Here is a 21,546-nt window from a genome sequence, read left to right as displayed (position 1 = left end):
AGTGCCAAACGATTTAACCAGCGGCGACGGGCTCATAGCCCATCCGCCAACTCACGGCCCGGGTCGCCGCCAGCAGTCGCTGCGCCGCCGGGCCGTTTTCGTCGGCGTGAAACAATGAGGTCGGCCCAACGATGGTCAGCACCGCAGCTACTTGGCCGACAGCGTTGAACACCGGTGCCGAGAGCGCATCGACTCCCGGCATCAGCAAACCATGCACATGATGCAGGCCGCGTTCGCGGATCTGTTCACACAAGGTTGTGTAGGTCTGGATATCAGCCAGCGGGTGGGCAGCCGTTGCCTGAAATTCCAGTTCCCGTAACTCAACGGTTTCACGGTTCGGCAAATACGCGCTGAACACCAAGCCTGTGGATGAACTGAGCAGCGGCAACACTGACCCGAGTTGCGTCACCACCGTCACCGCTCGCACCGCCGGCTCGATATGCACCACGGTCGCGCCCTGGTTGCCCCATACCGCGAGGAAACAGGTTTCGTTCAGGTCATCGCGCAACTCGGCCAGTGGCAGGGCGGCGACTTTCAGCACGTCCATACTGTTTAGAGCGGCCAAGCCAACACGCAAGGCTTCGCGGCCGAGGCCGTAATGGTTGGTGGCGGTGTTTTGTTCGGCAAACCCGCTGGCGATCAACGCCTGCAAATAGCGGTGAACCTTGCTCGCCGGCATCTGCACGTGTTCAGCCAGACGCGACAAAGATGTCGACGGCGACAATTCGGCCAAGGCCTTGAGGATGTCGGTGCCGACCTCGGCCGAGCGGACTTTCTGTTTGCCGTTGCTATCGGCGGTATTGCGCGGCTTTTCCATGGAGGCGGTGTGATCCCGGGACGAATGGGCGTCTTTATAGCTTGACGGTCAATACCAATCAAATTACGTTATGCGTAATCTAATTACGATAAAAATAACCCGGGCGTGCCAATACTTCTATAGGCCACGACCTACTCCCTGTTCAGGAGGCTCCATGAACCGCGATTCAACGGCGCCAGCGCTGGTTTACCAGTCAGGCTTCGGTAACGAATTCAGCAGTGAAGCGTTGCCCGGCGCACTGCCCGTCGGCCAGAACTCCCCGCAAAAAGCCCCTTACGGTCTCTACACCGAACTGTTCTCCGGAACTGCGTTCACCATGGCGCGCAGTGAAGCGCGACGCACCTGGATGTACCGTATTCAGCCGTCGGCCAATCACCCGGCGTTCGTCAAGCTTGATCGACAGCTGGCCGGTGGTTCGCTGGGCGAAGTGACGCCCAATCGCCTGCGCTGGAACCCGTTGGACATCCCTGCCGAGCCGACCGACTTCATCGACGGTCTGGTGCGCATGGCGGCCAATTCGGGTTCGGAAAAACCGACCGGGATCAGCATTTATCACTACCGCGCCAATCGCTCGATGGAGCGGGTGTTTTTCAACGCCGATGGCGAGTGGTTGCTGGTGCCGGAGCTGGGTCGGTTGCGCATCGCCACCGAGCTCGGCGTGCTGGAGCTGGAGCCGCTGGAAATCGCCGTGCTGCCACGCGGTCTGAAGTTCCGCATCGAATTGCTCGACCCGCAAGCCCGTGGCTACCTGGCCGAGAACCATGGCGCGCCGTTGCGTCTACCGGACCTCGGACCGATTGGCAGCAACGGTCTGGCCAATCCACGGGACTTCCTGACGCCGGTCGCGCATTACGAAGACCTCAAGCAGCCGACCACCCTGGTGCAGAAATTCCTCGGTGAGTTGTGGGGCTGCGAGCTCGACCATTCGCCGCTGAACGTGGTCGCCTGGCACGGTAATAATGTGCCGTACAAATATGACCTGCGCCGCTTCAACACCATCGGTACGGTCAGCTTCGATCATCCGGACCCGTCGATCTTCACCGTACTGACCTCGCCGACCAGTGTTCACGGCCTGGCCAACCTCGATTTCGTGATCTTCCCGCCGCGCTGGATGGTGGCCGAAAACACCTTCCGTCCACCGTGGTTCCACCGCAACCTGATGAACGAATTCATGGGCCTGATCCAGGGCACCTACGACGCCAAGGCCGAAGGCTTCCTGCCGGGTGGCGCGTCGTTGCACAGTTGCATGAGCGCTCACGGGCCGGACGGCGAAACCTGCACCAAGGCGATCAATGCCGAGCTTGCGCCGAGCAAAATCGACAACACCATGGCCTTCATGTTCGAGACCAGCCAGGTATTGCGCCCAAGCCGCTTTGCCCTCGATTGCCCGCAACTGCAAAACACCTACGATGCTTGCTGGGCCTCGCTGCCCGCTACTTTCAATCCGAATCGGAGATAACCCATGACTCAGACCACCGCCACTCGTAGCTGGGTTGCCTCCGCCAATGGCCATGCCGATTTCCCGCTGCAAAACCTGCCGCTGGGTGTGTTCAGCACAAAGGGTTCGGCGCCGCGCAGCGGTGTGGCGATCGGCGAACATATTTTCGATCTGCACGCGGCGCTCGACGCCGGTCTGTTTGACGGTGCTGCGCGCACGGCTGTTGAAGCCACCCGTGGCGGTCAGTTGAACGCTTTCTTCGACCTCGGTCGTGGTGCCCGCGTTGCCCTGCGTGAGCGTCTGCTGGAACTGTTCGCTGAAGGCAGCACCCTGCACGGCAAGATCGAAGCCCAAGGCGCGAAACTGCTGCCATTGGCCGCCGATTGCCAGATGCATTTGCCTGCGAAGATCAATGACTACACCGACTTTTACGTCGGTATCGAGCACGCGCAGAACGTCGGCAAACTGTTCCGTCCGGACAACCCGCTGCTGCCGAACTACAAGTATGTGCCGATCGGCTACCACGGCCGTGCGTCGACCATTCGCCCGTCCGGCACTGACGTGCGCCGCCCGAAAGGCCAGACCTTGCCCGCCGGTCAGACCGAGCCAACCTTCGGCCCGTGTGCGCGTCTGGACTATGAGCTGGAACTGGGCATCTGGATCGGCCAGGGCAATGAAATGGGCGACTCGATTGCCATCGGCGACGCCGCCGAGCACATCGCCGGTTTCTGCCTGCTCAACGACTGGTCGGCACGCGACATCCAGGCCTGGGAATACCAGCCATTGGGCCCGTTCCTGTCGAAAAGCTTCATCACCAGCATCTCGCCATGGGTCGTCACTGCTGAAGCCCTGGAGCCGTTCCGCCGTGCCCAACCGGCGCGTCCCGAGGGCGATCCGCAGCCGCTGCCGTACCTGTTCGACAAACGCGATCAGGCCGCTGGTGCCTTTGATATCGAGCTGGAAGTGCTGCTGCTCACCGACGCCATGCGCGAACAGAACCTGCCGGCCCATCGCCTGACCCTGAGCAACACCCGGCACATGTACTGGACCGTGGCGCAACTGGTTGCGCACCACAGCGTCAACGGTTGCCAGTTGCAGGCTGGTGACCTGTTTGGTTCGGGCACCTTGTCGGGGCCGGAAAACGGTCAGTTCGGCAGCCTGCTGGAAATCACCGAAGGCGGTAAGAAGCCGATCGAACTGGCTTCAGGCGAAGTGCGCAAGTTCCTTGAAGACGGCGACGAAATCATCCTGCGTGCACGTTGCAGCCGTGACGGTTTCGCCTCTATTGGTTTCGGCGAATGCCGCGGCAAAATCCTGCCAGCACGCTAAGAGGTTCAGGCTATGGAACTCTTTACCTACTACCGTTCGACGTCGTCCTTTCGGGTGCGCATTGCCCTGGCACTCAAAGGGCTGGATTACCAGGCGCTGCCGATCAATCTGATCGCGCCGCAAGGTGGCGAGCATCAGCAACCAGCTTATCTGCGGATCAACCCGCAAGGCCGGGTGCCGGCCTTGCGCACCGATGAAGGCGAGTTGCTGATTCAGTCCCCGGCGATCATCGAGTACCTGGAGGAGCGTTATCCGCAGGTACCGCTATTGTCCAGGGACCTGGTCAAACGCGCGCACGAGCGAGCGGTGGCGGCGTTGATCGGTTGCGACATTCATCCGCTGCACAACGTCAGCGTGCTCAATCAGCTGCGCCAACTTGGTCATGATGAGCCGCAGGTGGTGCACTGGATCGGCCACTGGATCACTCAGGGGCTGGCGGCAGTCGAGCACTTGATCGGTGACGATGGTTACTGCTTCGGCAGCGCGCCCGGGTTGGCGGATGTCTACCTGATTCCACAGCTGTATGCAGCCGAGCGTTTCAACATTTCTCTTGAGGCTTATCCGCGGATTCGTCGGGTCGCGGCACTGGCGGTGCAGCATCCGGCCTTCGTCAAAGCCCATCCGGCGAATCAGCCCGATACCCCGAAGTAACGCAAAACCCTGTGGGAGCGAGCCTGCTCGCGATGGCGGTCTGACAGTCAAGATTGATCTTGAATGTGATGGCCTCATCGCGAGCAGGCTCGCTCCCACAGGTTCTGCGCCTTATCCCACTTGCCGGCGTTAGTTGAACTCATCCCCGATCGGATACCGGCTGGCGTTGAGGCTTTCCTTGATCTTGCGCAAGTGCGGCTGGAAGTCGACGCCGCGGCGCAGGGTCATGCCGGTGGCGAGCACATCGAGCACTGTCAGCTGGATGATCCTCGACGTCATCGGCATGTAGATGTCGGTGTCTTCCGGCAGCGGAATGTTCAGGCTCAAGGTGCTGGCCTTGGCCAGTGGCGAACCCTCGGCCGTCAGACCCAGCACCGAGGCACCGTTCTCACGGGCAATGCGTGCCACTTCCACCAGTTCGCGGGTGCGTCCGGTGTAGGAAATGATCACGAACAATTCGCCCGTGTGGGCCACCGAGGCAATCATCCGCTGCATCAGCACGTCCGCATGGGCGGTGACCGCCAGGTTGAAGCGGAAGAACTTGTGCTGCGCATCCAGCGCCACCGGGGCTGACGCGCCGAGGCCGAAGAAGTGGATCTGCCGGGCCTGGATCAGCAAATCCACGGCGCGGCTGATCAGGTTCGGGTCCAGTGCCTGGCAGGCGCTGTCCAGCGATGCGATGGCGCTGCCAAAGATTTTCTGGGTGTAGGCTTCAGGGTTGTCGTCGGCTTCCACTGCGCGGCTGACATACGCCGCGCCGCTGGCCAGGCTTTGGGCCAGTTGCAGTTTGAGTTCCGGATAGCCGCTGACACCGAACGAACGGCAGAAACGGTTGACCGTCGGCTCGCTGACTGACGCGGCCTGGGCGAGGGCGGCAATACTGAAGCGAGTGGCCTGCTGTGGGTTGAGCAGGATGACTTCGGCGACCTTGCGCTCGGCCTTGTTCAGGTCTGCAAGGCGATTCTGGATCTGTTCCAGTAAATTTCGCACGCGGTCCATTCATGTTCCTTAGGTCGGCTATGCAGATTGGGCCCGTGTAGCGGCCCATAATGGTGGCCTATCCTACTGGTGGCCCCGACCGACCACCACTCGGAATCTGTATTTTGGAAAAATGTTGTGGTTATTACTACATTTTTCCTTGAGCGATGCCTTAAAAAAAGGTATTTGTAGCTTAACTTGATAAAAGAACAAACATCATGCCTTCGATTACGGTTGAACCGTGCACCTTTGCCTTGTTCGGCGCCCTCGGCGATCTGGCCCTGCGCAAGCTGTTTCCTGCCTTGTACCAACTCGATGGCGCCGACCTGCTGCATGAGGACACGCGCATTATCGCACTGGCCCGTGAACCGGGCACCGAGCAAGAGCATCTGGCCCTTATTGCCAGTGAGCTGCGCCATTACGTCGATGCCAAGGAGCTCGACGAAGCCGTGGTCGAACGCTTCCTGGCACGCCTGACGTACCTGCATGTCGACTTCCTCAAGTCTGACGACTACGTCGCCCTGGCCGAACTGGCCGGCACGGCGCAGCGGATGATTGCCTACTTCGCGACGCCGGCTGCGGTGTACGGTGCGATTTGCGAGAACCTGGCGAAAGTCGGCCTGACTGAAAACACCCGTGTGGTGCTGGAAAAGCCGATCGGTTCGGATCTTGAGTCGTCGCGCAAGGTCAACGACGCGGTGGCGCGGTACTTCCCGGAAAACCGCACCTACCGCATCGACCACTACCTGGGCAAAGAGACGGTGCAGAACCTGATCGCCCTGCGTTTCGCCAACAGCCTGTTCGAAACCCAGTGGAACCAGAACTATATTTCCCATGTGGAAATCACCGTCGCCGAGAAGGTCGGGATCGAGGGCCGCTGGGGCTACTTCGACAAGGCCGGCCAGCTGCGGGACATGATTCAGAACCACCTGTTGCAGCTGCTGTGCCTGATCGCCATGGACCCGCCAGCGGATCTTTCGGCCGACAGTATCCGTGACGAGAAAGTCAAAGTGCTCAAGGCGCTGGCGCCGATCAGCCCGGAAGGCCTGACTACCCAGGTGGTGCGTGGCCAGTACATCGCCGGTCACAGCGAAGGCAAGTCGGTGCCGGGTTACCTGGAGGAAGAGAACTCCAACACCCAGAGCGATACCGAAACCTTCGTCGCCCTGCGTGCCGACATCCGCAACTGGCGTTGGGCCGGCGTACCGTTTTACCTGCGTACTGGTAAGCGCATGCCGCAGAAGCTGTCGCAGATCGTCATCCACTTCAAGGAGCCGTCGCACTACATCTTCGCCCCCGAGCAGCGCTTGCAGATCAGCAACAAGCTGATCATTCGCCTGCAACCGGACGAGGGTATTTCCTTGCGGGTGATGACCAAGGAACAAGGCCTGGACAAGGGCATGCAGCTGCGCAGCGGTCCGTTGCAGCTGAATTTTTCCGATACCTATCGCAGCGCACGGATCCCCGATGCCTACGAGCGGTTGTTGCTGGAAGTGATGCGTGGCAATCAGAACCTGTTTGTCCGTAAAGATGAAATCGAAGCCGCGTGGAAGTGGTGTGACCAGTTGATCGCCGGGTGGAAGAAGTCCGGTGATGCGCCCAAGCCGTATGCGGCGGGCTCCTGGGGACCGATGAGCTCCATTGCACTGATCACGCGGGACGGGAGGTCGTGGTATGGCGATATCTGAATTCAAACTGCCTCAGGGCGTCAGCGCTCATGAGTTTCGCAGCCCCGTGTTGCTGGCCGAAGGCCTGGCACTGACGGTGGCCAAGCAACTCAGCGACGCGATCGATGCCCGCGGCACCGCGACGCTGGTAGTGTCCGGCGGACGCAGCCCGGTGGCGTTTTTCCAGCACCTGGCCAAACAGGCGCTGGACTGGTCCAAGGTCGTGGTGACCCTGGCGGACGAGCGCTGGGTGCCGGTGGAGCACGCCGACAGCAATGCCGGTCTGCTCAAGCGTTACTTGTTGCAAGGCCCGGCGGCCAAGGCGAAGTTCCTCAGCCTCTACAGCGCCACTGCCAACCTTGAGCAGGCAGCCGAGCAGGCCGACCGCTTGCTCGCCGAGTTGCCGGCAATCGACGCGCTGGTGCTGGGGATGGGTGACGACGGTCATACCGCCTCGCTGTTCCCCAACAGCCCGAATCTTGTCGAAGCCTTGCAGGTCGACGGCACGCGCCGTTGCTGGCCGATGCTGGCGCCGACCGTGCCGCATCAGCGCCTGACCATGAGTCGTGCGCTGCTGGCCTCGGCACGCTTCACCGTTCTATCGATTTCCGGTCAGTCCAAACTGACCACCTTGAGTGCCGCACTGGCCGGTGACGATGTCGCCGCAATGCCGATTCGTGCGTTTCTGCAACCCACGTTAGAGATTTACTGGTGCCCATGAGCCAAGGATCAGCCGCTATGACAAACACTCAACCGACCGTTTCCATGGCGGACAAAGTTGCCCTGATCGACAGCCTTTGCGTCAAGGCGCGGATTCTGCCGGTGATCACCATTGCCCGTGAGCAAGACATTCTGCCGCTGGCCGATGCCCTTGCCGCAGGCGGGTTGACGGCCCTGGAAGTGACCCTGCGTTCGCAATTTGGCCTCAAGGCCATCCAGGTCCTGCGTGAGCAGCGCCCGGAGCTGGTCACCGGTGCCGGCACCGTGCTCGATCGCAACATGCTGGCCGCCGCTGAAGCCGCCGGTTCGCAGTTCATCGTGACGCCAGGCATTACCCGTGACCTGCTGGAAGCCAGCGTTGCCAGCCCGATTCCATTGTTGCCGGGTATCAGCAACGCTTCCGGGATCATGGAGGGTTACGCCCTGGGCTATCGTCGCTTCAAGCTGTTCCCGGCGGAAGTCAGCGGTGGTGTGGCGGCGATCAAGGCCCTTGGCGGCCCGTTCGGCGAAGTGCGCTTCTGCCCGACTGGCGGCGTTGGTCCAGCCAACATCAAGAGCTACATGGCGCTGAAAAACGTGATGTGCGTCGGCGGCAGCTGGATGCTCGATCCAGAGTGGATCAAGAACGGCGACTGGGCACGTATCCAGGAGTGCACCGCCGAGGCGCTGGCCCTGCTGGACTGATTGGTTTTACCGGCGGTTTTTTACGCAGAATCGTTGTAGTTGTGTTCTACGGCTTTACGGCGCACTTGGTCAGTGCGCCGTTTTTTTTTGCCTGTAGCAGCTGTCGAGCCTGCGAGGCTGCGTCCGGCCGCAAAGCGGTCGTTAAATCAGGCAACGCGCTCTTCCAGGCAAACTGCGTACGCAGGGTTTGCGAGGACTTCGCCCGAACGCGGTCCGCCTCTAACGCAGCCTCGCAGGCTCGACAGCTGCTACGGGTGTTGTATACATAGTTACCGCAACCGAGCCAGTCTGTTAAAGCAGCTATTTCGGGCAGTTGACCATTGGTATCGACAAGCGCGCGATGTCCGCGCAGATCAAGCCCGAAGACTTCGACATCTACACCGTGTGAACACCAGGGGAGTGGTCACACGGTGTTCATTGCATCAACTCAGTTCGATCAGGGCCTGAGCCAGCCGATGCATTTCTCGTGCGGTGTTGGTCAGGCCCGGTGTAATGCGAATACAGCTGCCGCAGGCCGAACCGTTGCGGGCCACGGTGAACAGGTTGTACTCGCTGAGCAGGCGGTCGACCATCGCTTGCTGGTCGGCATGCCGGGTGAAACGCATCGAGGTGATGCCGCAATACAGTCGCGGATCATCCGGGGTCATGACTTCAATGCCCGGCACGTCGCGTACGGCCTCGACCCACAGATTGCGCAGGTAATTGAGCCGCGCGCCTTTGGCCGCCGCGCCACCGATGGCATGATGCTCTTCGAACACCAGCGGCAACGTCAGCAGCGCCGGGATGTTGGGTGTGCTGTACGGCGTACGCGCGCGGATGTCGGTGACCGGGAAATGAAACTCGCCCATGTCGGGATCAATATCGGCCAGGCGCTGTGGCGCTATGTAGATAAAACCCAGGGTCAGCGGCGCGCCGATCCATTTGTGCAGGTTGTAGCCGGCAAAGGAGATACCCAGTTCATCGAGGTTGAATTCGATCTGGCCGAGGGCGTGGGCACCGTCGAGGATCACATCGATCCCGTGCTCTTTGGCCGCCGCGGCAATCGCCTTGACCGGCATCACCAGACCGGTGCGATGGGTGACGTGGGTCAACGCCATCAGCTTGAGCCTTGGATAGCGGACGAACGCCTCGCGGTAGCTCGCCACCAATGACTCGAAGCTGGCGGGATGGGCGTGTTCGATCTCGATCACTTCGACACCGCGATGGTGTGCCAGCCAGCGCATCGCACTTTTGACCGTGTCGTATTCCAGATCGCAGAGCAGTACCTGATCGCCCGGCTGCAAACCGTTGTAGTTGCGAATCAGTGATTGCAGGGCGTCCGAGGCGCTGCGGGTCAGGGCAACCGCTTCGGCGGGCACCCGTAAGAGCTCGGCCAGCTGCCGGCGTATTTCCACGCTTTCGAGCTTTTCGAAGCGCTGGCGCACATGCACCGAGTTGCTGCGGTTGATGAGTTCGATGTTGCGCTGGTATTCCTCGATCACGGTGCGTGACATGCGGCCGAAATAACCGTTTTCCAGGTTGATCGGACCTGGCTGGACTTCGTAGCGGTCGGCAAATGTCTGCCAAAAAGCTTCATCAAGGGCGCGGCGAGTATTTTCGGGCATAGGGGCGACTCGTTCCGTGGGTCAGTGGCGAGGTTTGGGTTTGCCATGTTTGGCGCGCAGCGGGTCGAGCAAGTCGGACAGACCGTTGTGATCGATTTCCTGCATCAGGGCCAACAAGCCACCCAGTTCACCGTGGGGGAAACCCTCGCGGGCGAACCAGTTCAGGTATTGGCCGGGCAGGTCGGCAATGATGCGACCCTTGTACTTGCCAAAGGGCATTTCGCGGGTGACCAGCAGTTCGAGCTTTTCGGGATTCATCGATCGGTCGTCTTGATTCAAACAGTTTGGAAAATACAGGCATTCTGCATGCAGGCCAATTGACAGATCATGCAAATAACTCGGGTACAGATTCTTGGTAAAAAGTTAACGTGTTGAAATATAGCGTGAAAATTTCAATTCAAGAGCTGGCATACGAGGTGCAACACCTTATGCACTCTCTCAACCCATGAGGAATTGAAAAATGACCGATATCAATAAAGAAGCGATTTCAGTCCTGAACGACCTGATCGAGACCAGTAAGGACGGTCAGGAAGGTTTCAATACCTGTGCGCAGGACATCAAGCATCCTGAACTCAAAGCGCTGTTTGTCAAACGCGCTGCCGACTGCGCCACTGCCGCTGCCGAACTTCAAGGCACCGTGCGTTCGATGGGCGGCGATCCTGAGACCAAAACCAGTGTCAGCGGTGATTTGCATCGTCGTTGGGTTGACCTCAAATCGTTGGTCACCGGCAAGGACGAAGAAGCGGTGCTCAACGAAGCCGAGCGCGGCGAGGACCATGCCCTGAAGGCTTACAAAGCAGCGATCGAGAAGATCGACAAACACAATCTGGTGGGTATTCGTGATCTGGTCGAACGTCAGTATCACGGCGCGCAACGCAATCACGATCAGGTTAAAGCCTTGCGTAACCTGGCGCGTGCCCGTTCGTAAGAAGATCAAAAGATCGCAGCCTGCGGCAGCTCCTACAGGGTTTTGAATACATCCGGAGGAGCTGCCGCAGGCTGCGATCTTTTTGGGCCTTGCGATCAGCCGATGCTGATCGCCGGCAATGTTGGCAATGTCACGGTTTGCTGTTTGCGCGGTGCCAGAATTTCGGCCTCGCCATCCACCACCAGCTCATCGCGCTGGTTGAATACCCGAGTGGCGATGCGCACGCGGAATTTCGGCAGTTTCTCGAGGATTTCCAGGCGTACCGTCAGGGTGTCGCCGATCTTCACTGGCTTCTGAAAGCTCATTTGCTGACCGATATAAATAGTCCCCGGCCCGGGCAGCTCGCAGGCGACGGCGGCGCTGATCAGTGCACCGCTGAACATGCCGTGGGCGATGCGTTCCTTGAACATGCTCGCCGCCGCAAACTCGGCGTCCAGGTGCACCGGGTTGTGGTCGCCGGACATCGCCGCGAACAGCTGAATGTCGCGTTCTTCGACGGTCTTGCTGTAGCTGGCGGTCTGGCCGACTTCGAGGGCTTCGTAAGGGGTATTGGTAACCTGGGTCATGTGTCTTGAATCCTGTGACGAGTTAAGTGAAATAACCAAACATTATTCGGTTCTGGGTGGTCGGCGATGGCTCAGCGCCTCGGCCAGCCATTTGAGCAGGTCCGCGGTCACTTCATCGCGGTTGCTCTCGTTGAACAGTTCGTGCCGGGCTTGCGGGTAAATGTTCAGTTGCATGCACTGGCTACCCGCCCCGCGCAGCGCGTCGGCCAGAGTCTTGAGACGTTTGCCTTCGCTCACCGGATCACATTCACCGCCGATCACCAGCAACGGCAAGCCCGGATCGATCTGCGCGAGATTGGACGCTTTGCTGATCTGCTGCAAGCCGCCGAGCAGGTCGATCCACAGTTGATTGGTGCAACGGTAGCCGCAGAGCGGGTCGTGGACGTACTTGTCGACTTCGGCCGGGTCGCGGCTGAGCCAGTCGAACCGAGTGCGATGGGGTTTGAAAGGCTTGTTGAATGAGCCGAACGACAACCACTCGATCAACGCGCTGCGCCCGGTAGCACCCTGGCGCCAGCGTTCGAAGCGCGCAATCAGGCGCGCCACGCGGTAGAGCGCGGTTGGCTGGAAGTTCGAACCGCTGAGCACGGCGCCGTACAGGCTGGCGCTGTGGTGTAACAGGTAGGCCTGGGCGATGTAGCTGCCCATGCTGTGGCCAAGTAGCACGATCGGTATGCCCGGATGGTGCTGGCCGATGTGCTGGTTGAGGCTGGCCAGGTCGCCGACCACTTTGCGCCAGCCGTCCTTGTCCGCGAAATGCCCGAGCACGCCGTTTTCGGCGGTTTTGCCATGGCCGCGCTGGTCCAGCGCATAGACGCCGTAACCCTCGGCACATAAAGCCTGTGCCAGCCGCGCGTAACGGCCGCTGTGTTCAGCCATGCCGTGGGACAGCAGGATCACTGCCTTGAGCGGGCCCTCAGGCAGCCACTGGTTGACGAAAAGCTGACTGTGGTCACTCGCGGTCAACCAGAAAGTGTCGTGGATCATGGCGATTCCTTTGCACGGTGTTGTTTAGGCGCGGCGTCGTTGCATTGTATAGCTCATCATCCGCAGGACGTGCGATGTGGGTGTCCCTCAGCAGCAAGATTCACACTATCAATGAAGCGGGTGCGTATATTTGCCTGAATCACCATAACTGCTAGTGTCCCAGAAGCCCCGCTTTTCAGCGTCACAGAGATGCGGCCCGGATTCGCTCAGGTAAAGAGGACAAGAACAATGCAACCTGATTTCTGGAATGACAAACGCCCGGCCGGCGTACCCAATGATATCGATCTGGGTACCTATAAGTCGGTGATCGAGGTGTTCGAGCGTTCCTGCAAGAAATTCGCTGACCGTCCGGCGTTCAGCAACATGGGCGTGACGCTCACCTATGCGGAGCTGGAACGCTACAGCGCGGCGTTCGCTGGCTACCTGCAAACACAGACCGATCTGCTGCCTGGCGATCGCATCGCGGTACAGATGCCCAATGTCCTGCATTACCCGATCGCCGTGTTCGGCGCACTGCGGGCTGGCCTGATTGTGGTCAACACCAACCCGCTGTACACCGCGCGTGAGATGCGTCACCAGTTCAAGGATTCCGGTGCCCGGGCGCTGGTGTACCTGAACATGTTCGGGCAGAAGGTCCAGGAAGTACTGCCCGACACCGAGATTCAGTACCTGATCGAAGCAAAGATGGGCGACCTGATGTCGACCGCCAAGGGCTGGCTGATCAACACCGTGGTCGACAAGGTCAAGAAGATGGTGCCGACCTATGACCTGCCGCAGGCGATTTCCTTCAAGAGCGCGTTACGCCTGGGCCGCGGTCAGAGCATCAAGCCATTGAAAGTCAGCCTCGACGATGTCGCCGTGCTGCAATACACCGGCGGCACCACTGGGCTGGCCAAGGGCGCGATGCTGACCCATGGCAATCTGGTTGCCAACATGCAGCAGGCCCGCGCCTGTCTTGGCCAGTTCGGCAGCGATGGCAAACCGCTGCTGCGTGAAGGTCAGGAAGTGATGATCGCGCCGCTGCCGCTGTACCACATCTATGCCTTCACGGCGAACTGTATGTGCATGATGGTCACCGGCAACCACAACGTGCTGATCACCAATCCACGGGACATCGCCGGCTTTATCAAAGAGCTGAAAAACTGGCGGTTCTCGGCGCTGCTGGGGCTCAACACACTGTTCGTCGCGCTGATGGATCATCCAGACTTCAAGACCCTGGACTTCTCCAGCCTCAAACTCACCAACTCCGGCGGCACCGCGCTGGTCAAGGCCACCGCCGAGCGTTGGGAGCAACTGACCGGTTGCCGGATCACCGAAGGCTACGGCTTGACCGAAACCTCGCCAGTGGCCTGCACCAACCCGTATGGCGATAAGTCACGCATTGGCACGGTCGGCCTGCCGGTGCCGGGCACTACGCTGAAAGTCATCAATGATGACGGTGTCGAACAGCCCTTGGGCGAGCGCGGCGAGCTTTGCATCAAGGGCCCGCAAATCATGAAGGGCTATTGGCAGAAACCCGAAGCCACCGCCGAAGTGCTGGATGCCGAGGGCTGGTTCAAGTCCGGCGACATCGCGGTGATCGACCCGGACGGGTTTGTGCGGATTGTCGACCGCAAGAAAGACATGATCATCGTCTCGGGTTTCAACGTATACCCGAACGAGATCGAGGACGTGGTCATGGCGCACCCGAAGGTCGCGAACTGCGCGGTGATCGGCGTGCCGGACGAACGTTCCGGGGAAGCGGTGAAGCTCTTCGTGGTGGCACGTGAAGCAGGAATCAGCCTTGAAGAGCTGAAGGCCTACTGCAAGGAAAATTTCACCGCCTACAAGGTGCCCAAACACATTGTGCTGCGCGAGTCGCTGCCGATGACACCGGTGGGCAAGATATTGCGACGGGAGCTGCGCGATATCGCCTGACGGATAGTAGACGGAGGCGATCCGAAATGATCGCAGCCTCCGGCAGCTCCTACACAGGGATCGCATTCCCCCCGTAGGAGCTGCCGAAGGCTGCGATCTTTTGCTTTTAAGGCCCATTTTACGGGGCTTTCAAGGTGTTATAGAATTTTTGCTCTAAAATGACTGCTTGCTATTCTTGAGTCATTAAAGTGACTGTAGAGGCTCTATTTGGCTCTAGTAGGGCCTTGGCAAAGCTGCTACTCTCGGCGCGCTTTGTGACTTCTCGGCCTAGGTAAAAGCCGGACTCGCCAACAAAAAGACACCCATAAAAAACACACACCAATAATAATCGCAAAATGCGCTGAAGAATTCGCGTTGCTGAGGAGTGGGCTTCCATGATCGAAGACTTTTGGAAGGATAAGTACCCAGCTGGAATTGCTGCCGAGATCAATCCAGACGAGTATCCGAATATTCAGGCAGTGTTAAAGCAATCCTGCCAACGCTTCGCCAACAAACCGGCCTTTAGTAACCTGGGCAAGACACTCACCTACGGTGAGCTGTACGAATTGTCGGGTGCTTTTGCCGCTTACCTGCAACAGCATACCGATTTGCAGCCGGGCGATCGAATCGCCGTACAACTGCCAAACCTGCTGCAGTACCCGGTCGCCGTGTTTGGTGCTATCCGCGCCGGCTTGATCGTGGTCAACACCAACCCGCTGTACACCGCGCGGGAAATGGAACACCAATTCAACGATTCCGGCGCCAAGGCGCTGGTTTGCCTGGCGAACATGGCGCACCTGGCCGAGACCGTGGTGCCCAAGACGGGCGTCAAGCACGTTATCGTCACCGAAGTGGCCGACCTGCTGCCACCGCTCAAGCGCCTGCTGATCAACAGTGTCATCAAGTACGTGAAGAAGATGGTCCCGGCGTTCCATCTGCCCAAGGCCATCAAGTTCAATGACGTGTTGAGCAAGGGCCTCGGCCAACCCGTGACCGAAGCCAACCCGGCCAGCAGCGACGTTGCCGTGCTGCAATACACCGGCGGCACCACCGGCGTGGCCAAGGGGGCAATGCTGACCCACCGCAACCTGGTGGCGAACATGATGCAGTGCAGGGCGCTGATGGGTTCCAACCTGAATGAAGGTTGCGAAATCCTCATCACGCCGCTGCCGCTGTACCACATCTATGCCTTCACCTTTCATTGCATGGCGATGATGCTGATCGGCAATCACAACATCCTGATCAGCAACCCGCGCGACCTGCCGGCGATGGTCAAGGAGCTGTCGAAGTGGAAGTTCAGCGGTTTTGTCGGCCTGAACACCTTGTTTGTGGCGCTGTGCAACAACGAAGCGTTCCGCAAGCTGGATTTCTCAGGCCTGAAAATCACCTTGTCCGGTGGCATGGCCCTGCAACTGGCCGCTGCCGAACGCTGGAAAGCTGTGACCGGTTGTGCCATCTGCGAAGGCTACGGCATGACCGAAACCAGCCCGGTGGCCACCGTCAATCCAAACCAGAACATTCAGGTGGGCACGATCGGTATTCCGGTCCCGTCGACCCTGTGCAAAGTTATCGATGACGCCGGCGTTGAGCAGCCGTTGGGCGAAATCGGTGAACTGTGCGTGAAAGGTCCGCAAGTGATGAAGGGCTACTGGCAGCGCCAGGAAGCCACCGACGAGATCCTCGACAGCGAAGGCTGGTTGAAGACCGGTGACATCGCGCTGATCCAGCCAGACGGCTACATGCGCATTGTCGATCGCAAGAAAGACATGATTCTGGTCTCCGGTTTCAACGTGTACCCGAACGAACTCGAAGACGTACTGGCCACCTTGCCAGGCGTGTTGCAATGCGCGGCCATTGGCGTGCCGGACGAGAAGTCGGGCGAGGCGATCAAGATTTTCATCGTCGCCAAACCGGGGGTAACCCTGACCAAAGAGCAGGTGATGACGCACATGCGTGCCAACGTTACCGGCTATAAAGTGCCGAAAGCCATCGAGTTCCGCGATGCGCTGCCGACCACCAACGTGGGCAAGATCCTGCGTCGCGAACTGCGCGATGAAGAGCTGAAGAAGCTCGGCTTGAAGAAGGTCGGCGCATAAAACCAAAGCCCCGCAGATGCGGGGCTTTTTTTTGCTGGCAGAGAAATTTTCGGTGCCCGGCAGGCTGCCTTCGCGAGCAAGCCCGCTCCCACAATGGATTCCGCTCGTACACATATTCTGTGTTCGCTGAAGATCAAAGGTGGGAGCGGGCTTGCTCGCGAAGCTTTTGCTGTTACAGTCGGAACTGCGCGAAATTGACGTTGGTACCGGCTGGGCGCATGTCCTGAAGGTATGAGTCCTTGTCGGCGCTCAGTTCCAGGCTCAGGGCTGCCTTGCGCTTGCCTTCGTTGCGTACCACCAGGCCTTCGAGCTTCTCGCGCAGGAACACCGTCGGCACTTTCAGGTGCAGCAGTTCGTCGGTGGCTGGCGTGTGCATCAGCAGGTGAACCCACTCGTACTGACCAATGGCCAGACGCGCAACCGGGATATCAAACCACCAGATGTTGCGGTTGCGGTTCAATTCGGTGAAATGGCAATTGTTGACGCCAAGCACTGCACCGCCGAGTTCCTGGTTTCTGCGGGCAATGGCCTGCTTTTTATCGAGTTTCATAACGTTCCTACGGGATTGGATCTTCAGCGCCATGGCCTGAATACGTTGCGCATTCTCGGGGGTTGGCTGGCAAACATAAAGCCCAACCTGCATTTGCAGATGAAATGACCCGATGAAAATAAATGAAACTCTGTGCAACGCCCACCGGTCAACCTCTACGTAGTCACTGACCTTTGAATGTTCACAGGAGAAATACCATGAGCAGCACTGGCGATAAAGTTAAAGGCCTGGCCAACGAAGCGGTCGGCAACGTCAAGCAAGGTGTGGGTAAAGCCACCGATAATCCCAAGCTGCGAGCCGAAGGCAAGATTCAGGAAAAGAAAGGCGAAGCCCAGCAAGCGCTCGGCAAGGCTAAAGACGCGATCAAGAAAACCATCGATAAAGCCTGACCCAATAACCTGCGTGAGCGCAGTGTGACGGCCATCCTCGGATGGCCGTTTTTATGTCGGTTACTGTATTTAACCCCCCCCGAAATTGTTTCAAAGTCGCCAAGTAGGTTACTTTGATGTAGAAAACGGCCCCTGAGTCGCCCCCGACTTCAAACTTTTTTTTTGCGGCGAAAGGAGACGCTATGATTTTCCCGGAGTTGAAAGGCTTGCCCTTGCACCGCGTGATGATGCGCACGGTCACCGAGTTCATCAATGACGAGATGTCGACGTATGCCTCGGCGCTGGCCTATCAGATGCTGTTCTCGCTGTTTCCCTTCATTCTGTTTCTGATAGCCCTGATCGGTTTCCTGCACCTGCCGGATTTCTTTTCCTGGCTGCGCCTTCAGTCAGAGCTGGTATTGCCGCCGCAAGCGCTGGAGCAAGTGAACCCGGTCATCGACCAGCTCCAGCAATCCAAGGGTGGATTGCTCTCGGTGGGTATCGTCATCGCCCTGTGGACCGCCTCGGCAGGTGTGCGGCTGATGATGAGCGCAATGAACGCAGCCTACGATGTGGTCGAAGGCCGGCCGATCTGGAAGCGCTTTCCACTGTCGATCTTCTACACCGTTGGCGTTGCCGGAATGTTGCTGGTCGCGGCGGCATTGATGGTGCTCGGCCCGCAGGTAATGGAATGGATTGCGTCGCAGATCGGCATGGAAGAGTTCATCGTCACCCTCTGGACGATACTGCGCTGGCCGGTGATCGTCATTTTGCTGATGGTCGCGGTCGCGTTGATGTACTACGTGATGCCTGATGTGAAGCAGAAGTTTCGCTTCATCACGCCAGGCTCGGTGCTGGCGGTGGTGGTGTGGATCGTCGCTTCGCTGGGCTTTGGTTATTACGTCAAAACCTTCGCCAACTACAATGCCATGTATGGCAGTATCGGCGCGATCATCGTGCTGTTGCTGTACTTCTACATTTCCGCTGCGGTGCTATTGCTCGGTGCGGAGATGAATGCGGTGATCGATCACATGTCGACCGAAGGCAAGCATCCTGGCGAAAAGGGCTTCGGCGAACACGACGAAAAACAACATGTTTCGGGACTGGGCCGGGACCACTCGCTCAACCCGACCACTGACGAAGCCTGACGATGATCCGTGAAATTCTCAAAATGGGCGATGAGCGCCTGCTGCGTATCGCTCCGCCGGTACCAGCCGAAATGTTCGACAGCCCCGAGCTGTGGCAGTTGATCGACGACATGTTCCAGACCATGGAAAGCGTCGGAGGCGTTGGCCTGGCTGCTCCGCAGATCGGTGTCGACCTGCAACTGGTGATCTTCGGCTTTGAACACAGCGAACGTTATCCGGACGCTGACGCCGTACCGCAGACGATCCTGATCAACCCGCTGATTACGCCACTTGATCCGACGCTGGAAGAGGGCTTCGAAGGTTGCCTGTCGGTGCCGGGACTGCGGGGGGCGGTGGAGCGCTATCAGCACATTCGCTATGAGGGATTTGATCCCAAGGGCCAGCCGATTGTGCGCATCGCCTCGGGTTTCCACGCTCGAGTGGTGCAACACGAATGCGATCACCTGATCGGCCGGTTGTACCCGTCGCGGATCTCTGACTTTCGCAAGTTCGGGTTTACCGAGGTGATGTTCCCGGATCTTGATCCGGCGGCTGATGATTAAAGCGCTAAAAGATCGCTGTTTACTTGCCCGACTCCAGGCCCATGGCAATCATCGGCTTGCTGCGGTTGTAGCGAGCCAGACGCTCGGCCAGTGCATAGGGCAGCAACGGGCCGGCAGTGAAGCCATTACGCTCATAAAAACCGCGCAAGTCCGGGTGGCAGAACAGCCACACCGGCGCCTTGATCTGCAATAGCGCCTGGGCCATCAATGCCGCCGCAATACCTTGTCCCCGAAGGGCCGGGTCGACAAATAACCCTGTCAGCCAAAACCCCTCCGCCATCGGTCGCAAACAGAGCCCGGCGATGATCTCGTCACGCTTGCCAACCCACAGTTGAGCGTCGCGAACGGCTTTCATCGATGACTGGTGACGGCGGTAGAACTTGTTCAACAAAGGCCACAGTGGCTCGGCAAGCTGGGTGTACTGGGTGCTGGGCATGTGCAAGAGGGTCGCTGCGCAAAATGGGCCTATTATAAAAGAACCAACGCTGCGAGATAGGTGTATACCTGATCCCATATTCCCAGTTGGTGGAGCGTGCATCATGAGCAAAGGCATGGATTCGAAGAAAGCGGCGAAAAAGAAACCGACCAAGACCGCCGTTGAAAAACGCGCTGACAAAAAGGCCAAAAAGGTCGGTGTGTTCGGGCACTGAGCCCGCTTTGACGGAGCCCGGCAATCGGGCTCCGCGTTCACTTCCAGGTAAATAACCCATCGATCTGCAAGATTTCCCTGCGTCGTTGCACAGAAGGGGATAAGGCCGACATTTGTCTGTTGGCTTGTCCTGTTCTGAGCCGAGCCATGCCCCATTACCTTGATCAAAACCTGCGTGAAGAAATCGAAACCCTGCGCCGAACGTTTGCCGGTCGCAGCGAATGGCCGACCTGGCTGCTGTTGATTGGCGTCTACGCTGCCTGGTTTGGCGTGCTGCTGGCCAGTGCCTGGCTGGGGCTGTGGCTGAGTACGCTGCTGCTGATACCGATCGTGGTGCTGTGGATGTCGGTCCAGCATGAGCTGTTGCACGGACACCCGACGCGCTTTACCGCGTTGAACAAACTCCTCGGTTACGCACCTTTTGCCGTCTGGTATCCCTACACCCTGTACCGTGACAGCCACCTTGTGCATCACCGTGACGAGGACCTGACGTTACCCGGCCGCGATCCGGAAAGTCGCTATGTGAGCGCACAGCAGTGGCAGGGCAGTTCAGTGTTCGAGCGCAGCCTGCACTGGCTGAACAAAACCGTGCTGGGGCGCTTCGCCGTCGGTGCACCGTTGGCCTTGCTGGCGCTGGCCAGGGAAGAATTCCAGCGTTTACGCCAAGGCAATCGCCAGGCCTGGTTGATGTGGCTGACCCACGGGGCGTTGACCATGCTGATGCTGGCCTTCATCGCTCGTTACAGTGTTGTTCCCGTCTGGCATTACCTGTTCTTGATCAGCGTGCCGGCGTTGTCGGTAGGGACGATCCGTTCCTACTATGAACATCGCCCACACCCGGACCCGGAAAAGCGCACGGTGCTCAACGAGGCCGCCTGGCCTTGGCGCTGGTTGTTCCTCAACCTGAACCTGCACCTGGTGCATCACGATCTGCCAGGTTTGCCGTGGTTCTATTTGCCGCAGGTTTATCGCGCGCGACGCGAGCAATGGCAGGCACGCAGTGGCGGGTTTCTGGTACGCGGCTATGGTGAGCTGTTGCGTCAGCATGGGCTCAGGCCCGTGGACAGTCCACGGCACCCCTTCAGTTGAGAACCGAGCATGACTTCAGGCTATGCAGAGTTGTTGATGTACGTCGCCCCCGAGCCCATACGCCTGGCTAATGAGCGATGGTTGGAACGCATCGTCGAGCGGCTCGGCGCCACCCGTTTAAGCGCTGAAGGTCTGTCGTTGAGAGAGCTTTGGCTGGCCCCGCAATTGCTGCTCACTCAGACCTGCGGCTATCCACTGATGACGGCGTTGCGCGGGCAGGTGCGGGTGATTGGTCGACCGCGCTATGAGCTGCCGGACAGTAGCGCCGGCAACCATTGCAGCGTGCTACTGACGCGTGCCGATGAACCGCGTCGTACCTTGCCGGCGCTGCTGGGTTGTCGCGCGGTGATCAATGGCGAGGACTCCAACAGCGGGATGAATCTGCTGCGTCAGCGCATCGCCCCGTTGCAACGCAACGGTCAGTTTTTCTCCAGCGTCGAGGTCAGCGGCAGTCACCGTGAAAGCCTGCGCTGGCTGCGTGACGGGCACGCGGATCTGGCGGCCATCGACAGCGTGACCTTCGCCTATCTGGCGCGCCATGCGCCGCAGGAAGTCGAAGGTTTGCGAGTGGTAGCGCGCAGTGCGTTCAGCCCGACCTTGCCGTATATCGGTGTCGCCAGCCTGACGAATGCTCAAGTCGAGCACCTTCGCGAGGTGATGAATCAGGCATTGAGTGAGCTGCCTGAGGTGGCTGAGACCTTGGGGCTAAACGAGGTTTTGCCGGCCACTGAAAGCGACTATCAAATCATCCTCGATTACCAGCAGGAGGCCGAAGAACTGGGGTTTGGACGCTTGCGTTGAGGGTTGAAACGATTGCCGGGCAATGTGATTGTTTATAT

The 21,546-nt window shown here is 59.1% G+C and carries 22 protein-coding genes; 14 read left to right on the top strand and 8 right to left on the bottom strand.

Annotation, left to right across the window (positions count from 1 at the left end; translation table 11 throughout):
• Window positions 1-13: 13 nt before the first annotated feature.
• Window positions 14-817: an IclR family transcriptional regulator gene (locus AC1RKH_RS21775; protein ID WP_493063144.1), complete on the bottom strand. Its 804-nt coding sequence runs from the start codon at window positions 815-817 to the stop codon at window positions 14-16.
• Between the two features lie 154 nt (window positions 818-971).
• On the opposite strand from AC1RKH_RS21775, the gene hmgA reads away from it, so the two are divergent.
• Genes hmgA through maiA form a run of 3 tightly spaced genes read left to right on the top strand, consistent with a single transcriptional unit; the run spans window position 972 to window position 4,235 of the window.
• Window positions 972-2,276: a homogentisate 1,2-dioxygenase gene (hmgA, locus tag AC1RKH_RS21770; RefSeq protein WP_493063143.1), complete on the top strand. Its 1,305-nt coding sequence runs from the start codon at window positions 972-974 to the stop codon at window positions 2,274-2,276.
• A gap of 3 nt (window positions 2,277-2,279) precedes the next feature.
• A complete protein-coding gene (gene fahA, locus AC1RKH_RS21765) occupies window positions 2,280-3,584 on the top strand; it encodes a fumarylacetoacetase (protein ID WP_493063142.1) in 1,305 nt (434 codons plus the stop codon).
• Between the two features lie 12 nt (window positions 3,585-3,596).
• On the top strand, window positions 3,597-4,235 hold the full coding sequence (maiA, locus tag AC1RKH_RS21760) for a maleylacetoacetate isomerase (protein ID WP_493063141.1): 639 nt from the start codon (window positions 3,597-3,599) through the stop codon (window positions 4,233-4,235).
• Between the two features lie 129 nt (window positions 4,236-4,364).
• Here maiA and AC1RKH_RS21755 read toward each other — a convergent pair whose 3' ends face one another.
• Complete coding sequence (locus AC1RKH_RS21755; RefSeq protein ID WP_178098709.1) at window positions 4,365-5,225, bottom strand: MurR/RpiR family transcriptional regulator; 861 nt, start codon at window positions 5,223-5,225, stop codon at window positions 4,365-4,367.
• 206 nt (window positions 5,226-5,431) lie between these two features.
• Between AC1RKH_RS21755 and zwf the strand changes: the two genes are divergently transcribed.
• The 3 genes from zwf to AC1RKH_RS21740 are packed head-to-tail and all read left to right on the top strand — an operon-like array spanning window position 5,432 to window position 8,284.
• Window positions 5,432-6,901 (top strand): glucose-6-phosphate dehydrogenase, encoded by a 1,470-nt coding sequence (gene zwf, locus AC1RKH_RS21750; RefSeq protein ID WP_123426712.1) that lies wholly within the window; start codon window positions 5,432-5,434, stop codon window positions 6,899-6,901.
• Window positions 6,888-7,601, top strand: a complete 714-nt coding sequence (gene pgl / locus AC1RKH_RS21745) for a 6-phosphogluconolactonase (protein WP_493063140.1) — start codon at window positions 6,888-6,890, stop codon at window positions 7,599-7,601. The genes zwf and pgl overlap by 14 nt, the downstream gene beginning before the upstream one ends.
• Before the next feature lie 17 nt (window positions 7,602-7,618).
• Entirely contained in the window at window positions 7,619-8,284 is a 666-nt protein-coding gene (locus tag AC1RKH_RS21740; protein ID WP_024264889.1) for a bifunctional 4-hydroxy-2-oxoglutarate aldolase/2-dehydro-3-deoxy-phosphogluconate aldolase, read from the top strand.
• 422 nt (window positions 8,285-8,706) lie between these two features.
• Here AC1RKH_RS21740 and AC1RKH_RS21735 read toward each other — a convergent pair whose 3' ends face one another.
• On the bottom strand, window positions 8,707-9,888 hold the full coding sequence (locus AC1RKH_RS21735; protein ID WP_493063139.1) for an aminotransferase class V-fold PLP-dependent enzyme: 1,182 nt from the start codon (window positions 9,886-9,888) through the stop codon (window positions 8,707-8,709).
• A gap of 21 nt (window positions 9,889-9,909) precedes the next feature.
• The gene (locus AC1RKH_RS21730) at window positions 9,910-10,146 is read right to left on the bottom strand and encodes a DUF3820 family protein (protein WP_019693207.1); all 237 of its coding nucleotides are present in this window, start codon (window positions 10,144-10,146) and stop codon (window positions 9,910-9,912) included.
• 202 nt (window positions 10,147-10,348) lie between these two features.
• On the opposite strand from AC1RKH_RS21730, the gene AC1RKH_RS21725 reads away from it, so the two are divergent.
• Window positions 10,349-10,816: a PA2169 family four-helix-bundle protein gene (locus AC1RKH_RS21725; protein WP_493063138.1), complete on the top strand. Its 468-nt coding sequence runs from the start codon at window positions 10,349-10,351 to the stop codon at window positions 10,814-10,816.
• Window positions 10,817-10,911: 95 nt separating this feature from the next.
• Here AC1RKH_RS21725 and AC1RKH_RS21720 read toward each other — a convergent pair whose 3' ends face one another.
• Window positions 10,912-11,382 carry a MaoC family dehydratase gene (locus AC1RKH_RS21720; protein ID WP_071553717.1) on the bottom strand — a complete coding sequence of 157 codons (471 nt, stop codon included), beginning with the start codon at window positions 11,380-11,382 and terminating at the stop codon, window positions 10,912-10,914.
• A 42-nt stretch (window positions 11,383-11,424) separates the two neighbouring features.
• Window positions 11,425-12,369, bottom strand: coding sequence for an alpha/beta hydrolase (locus AC1RKH_RS21715; RefSeq protein WP_493063137.1), 945 nt, complete (start codon window positions 12,367-12,369; stop codon window positions 11,425-11,427).
• 228 nt (window positions 12,370-12,597) lie between these two features.
• Between AC1RKH_RS21715 and fadD2 the strand changes: the two genes are divergently transcribed.
• Both fadD2 and fadD1 read left to right on the top strand, forming a co-directional pair.
• On the top strand, window positions 12,598-14,286 hold the full coding sequence (gene fadD2 / locus AC1RKH_RS21710; RefSeq protein ID WP_493063136.1) for a long-chain-fatty-acid--CoA ligase FadD2: 1,689 nt from the start codon (window positions 12,598-12,600) through the stop codon (window positions 14,284-14,286).
• A 374-nt stretch (window positions 14,287-14,660) separates the two neighbouring features.
• Window positions 14,661-16,361, top strand: coding sequence for a long-chain-fatty-acid--CoA ligase FadD1 (fadD1, locus tag AC1RKH_RS21705; protein WP_493063135.1), 1,701 nt, complete (start codon window positions 14,661-14,663; stop codon window positions 16,359-16,361).
• Window positions 16,362-16,533: 172 nt separating this feature from the next.
• On the opposite strand, the gene AC1RKH_RS21700 is transcribed toward fadD1, so the two are convergent.
• On the bottom strand, window positions 16,534-16,911 hold the full coding sequence (locus tag AC1RKH_RS21700) for a hypothetical protein (RefSeq protein ID WP_071553721.1): 378 nt from the start codon (window positions 16,909-16,911) through the stop codon (window positions 16,534-16,536).
• Between the two features lie 197 nt (window positions 16,912-17,108).
• On the opposite strand from AC1RKH_RS21700, the gene AC1RKH_RS21695 reads away from it, so the two are divergent.
• The 3 genes from AC1RKH_RS21695 (at window position 17,109) to def (ending at window position 18,969) form a co-directional block, all read left to right on the top strand.
• Window positions 17,109-17,300, top strand: a complete 192-nt coding sequence (locus AC1RKH_RS21695; RefSeq protein ID WP_123426720.1) for a CsbD family protein — start codon at window positions 17,109-17,111, stop codon at window positions 17,298-17,300.
• Between the two features lie 182 nt (window positions 17,301-17,482).
• Entirely contained in the window at window positions 17,483-18,427 is a 945-nt protein-coding gene (locus AC1RKH_RS21690) for a YihY/virulence factor BrkB family protein (RefSeq protein ID WP_123426721.1), read from the top strand.
• 2 nt (window positions 18,428-18,429) lie between these two features.
• Window positions 18,430-18,969: a peptide deformylase gene (def, locus tag AC1RKH_RS21685; RefSeq protein ID WP_493063134.1), complete on the top strand. Its 540-nt coding sequence runs from the start codon at window positions 18,430-18,432 to the stop codon at window positions 18,967-18,969.
• A gap of 19 nt (window positions 18,970-18,988) precedes the next feature.
• Here the strand turns inward: def and AC1RKH_RS21680 are convergent, their stop codons facing one another.
• Complete coding sequence (locus tag AC1RKH_RS21680) at window positions 18,989-19,405, bottom strand: GNAT family N-acetyltransferase (protein ID WP_493063133.1); 417 nt, start codon at window positions 19,403-19,405, stop codon at window positions 18,989-18,991.
• A gap of 360 nt (window positions 19,406-19,765) precedes the next feature.
• On the opposite strand from AC1RKH_RS21680, the gene AC1RKH_RS21675 reads away from it, so the two are divergent.
• Complete coding sequence (locus AC1RKH_RS21675) at window positions 19,766-20,707, top strand: fatty acid desaturase (RefSeq protein WP_493063132.1); 942 nt, start codon at window positions 19,766-19,768, stop codon at window positions 20,705-20,707.
• Between the two features lie 9 nt (window positions 20,708-20,716).
• A complete protein-coding gene (locus tag AC1RKH_RS21670; protein WP_493063131.1) occupies window positions 20,717-21,508 on the top strand; it encodes a phosphate/phosphite/phosphonate ABC transporter substrate-binding protein in 792 nt (263 codons plus the stop codon).
• Window positions 21,509-21,546 lie beyond the last annotated feature (38 nt).

It is taken from the genome of Pseudomonas sp. GW822-FHT06B12 (genome assembly GCF_058799675.1).
This window is presented reverse-complemented; position numbering and strand designations above follow the sequence as displayed.

Coding starts and splice junctions, on each gene's coding strand:
- def (WP_493063134.1), top strand. CDS start 18,430: ATGATCCGTGAAATTCTCAAAATGGGCGATGAGCGCCTGCTGCGTATC.
- AC1RKH_RS21730 (WP_019693207.1), bottom strand. CDS start 10,146: ATGAATCCCGAAAAGCTCGAACTGCTGGTCACCCGCGAAATGCCCTTT.
- AC1RKH_RS21675 (WP_493063132.1), top strand. CDS start 19,766: ATGCCCCATTACCTTGATCAAAACCTGCGTGAAGAAATCGAAACCCTG.
- zwf (WP_123426712.1), top strand. CDS start 5,432: ATGCCTTCGATTACGGTTGAACCGTGCACCTTTGCCTTGTTCGGCGCC.
- pgl (WP_493063140.1), top strand. CDS start 6,888: ATGGCGATATCTGAATTCAAACTGCCTCAGGGCGTCAGCGCTCATGAG.
- AC1RKH_RS21670 (WP_493063131.1), top strand. CDS start 20,717: ATGACTTCAGGCTATGCAGAGTTGTTGATGTACGTCGCCCCCGAGCCC.
- AC1RKH_RS21720 (WP_071553717.1), bottom strand. CDS start 11,382: ATGACCCAGGTTACCAATACCCCTTACGAAGCCCTCGAAGTCGGCCAG.
- fadD1 (WP_493063135.1), top strand. CDS start 14,661: ATGATCGAAGACTTTTGGAAGGATAAGTACCCAGCTGGAATTGCTGCC.
- AC1RKH_RS21690 (WP_123426721.1), top strand. CDS start 17,483: ATGATTTTCCCGGAGTTGAAAGGCTTGCCCTTGCACCGCGTGATGATG.
- AC1RKH_RS21740 (WP_024264889.1), top strand. CDS start 7,619: ATGACAAACACTCAACCGACCGTTTCCATGGCGGACAAAGTTGCCCTG.
- hmgA (WP_493063143.1), top strand. CDS start 972: ATGAACCGCGATTCAACGGCGCCAGCGCTGGTTTACCAGTCAGGCTTC.
- AC1RKH_RS21715 (WP_493063137.1), bottom strand. CDS start 12,369: ATGATCCACGACACTTTCTGGTTGACCGCGAGTGACCACAGTCAGCTT.
- fadD2 (WP_493063136.1), top strand. CDS start 12,598: ATGCAACCTGATTTCTGGAATGACAAACGCCCGGCCGGCGTACCCAAT.
- AC1RKH_RS21700 (WP_071553721.1), bottom strand. CDS start 16,911: ATGAAACTCGATAAAAAGCAGGCCATTGCCCGCAGAAACCAGGAACTC.
- AC1RKH_RS21680 (WP_493063133.1), bottom strand. CDS start 19,405: ATGCCCAGCACCCAGTACACCCAGCTTGCCGAGCCACTGTGGCCTTTG.
- AC1RKH_RS21725 (WP_493063138.1), top strand. CDS start 10,349: ATGACCGATATCAATAAAGAAGCGATTTCAGTCCTGAACGACCTGATC.
- maiA (WP_493063141.1), top strand. CDS start 3,597: ATGGAACTCTTTACCTACTACCGTTCGACGTCGTCCTTTCGGGTGCGC.
- AC1RKH_RS21775 (WP_493063144.1), bottom strand. CDS start 817: ATGGAAAAGCCGCGCAATACCGCCGATAGCAACGGCAAACAGAAAGTC.
- AC1RKH_RS21695 (WP_123426720.1), top strand. CDS start 17,109: ATGAGCAGCACTGGCGATAAAGTTAAAGGCCTGGCCAACGAAGCGGTC.
- AC1RKH_RS21735 (WP_493063139.1), bottom strand. CDS start 9,888: ATGCCCGAAAATACTCGCCGCGCCCTTGATGAAGCTTTTTGGCAGACA.
- fahA (WP_493063142.1), top strand. CDS start 2,280: ATGACTCAGACCACCGCCACTCGTAGCTGGGTTGCCTCCGCCAATGGC.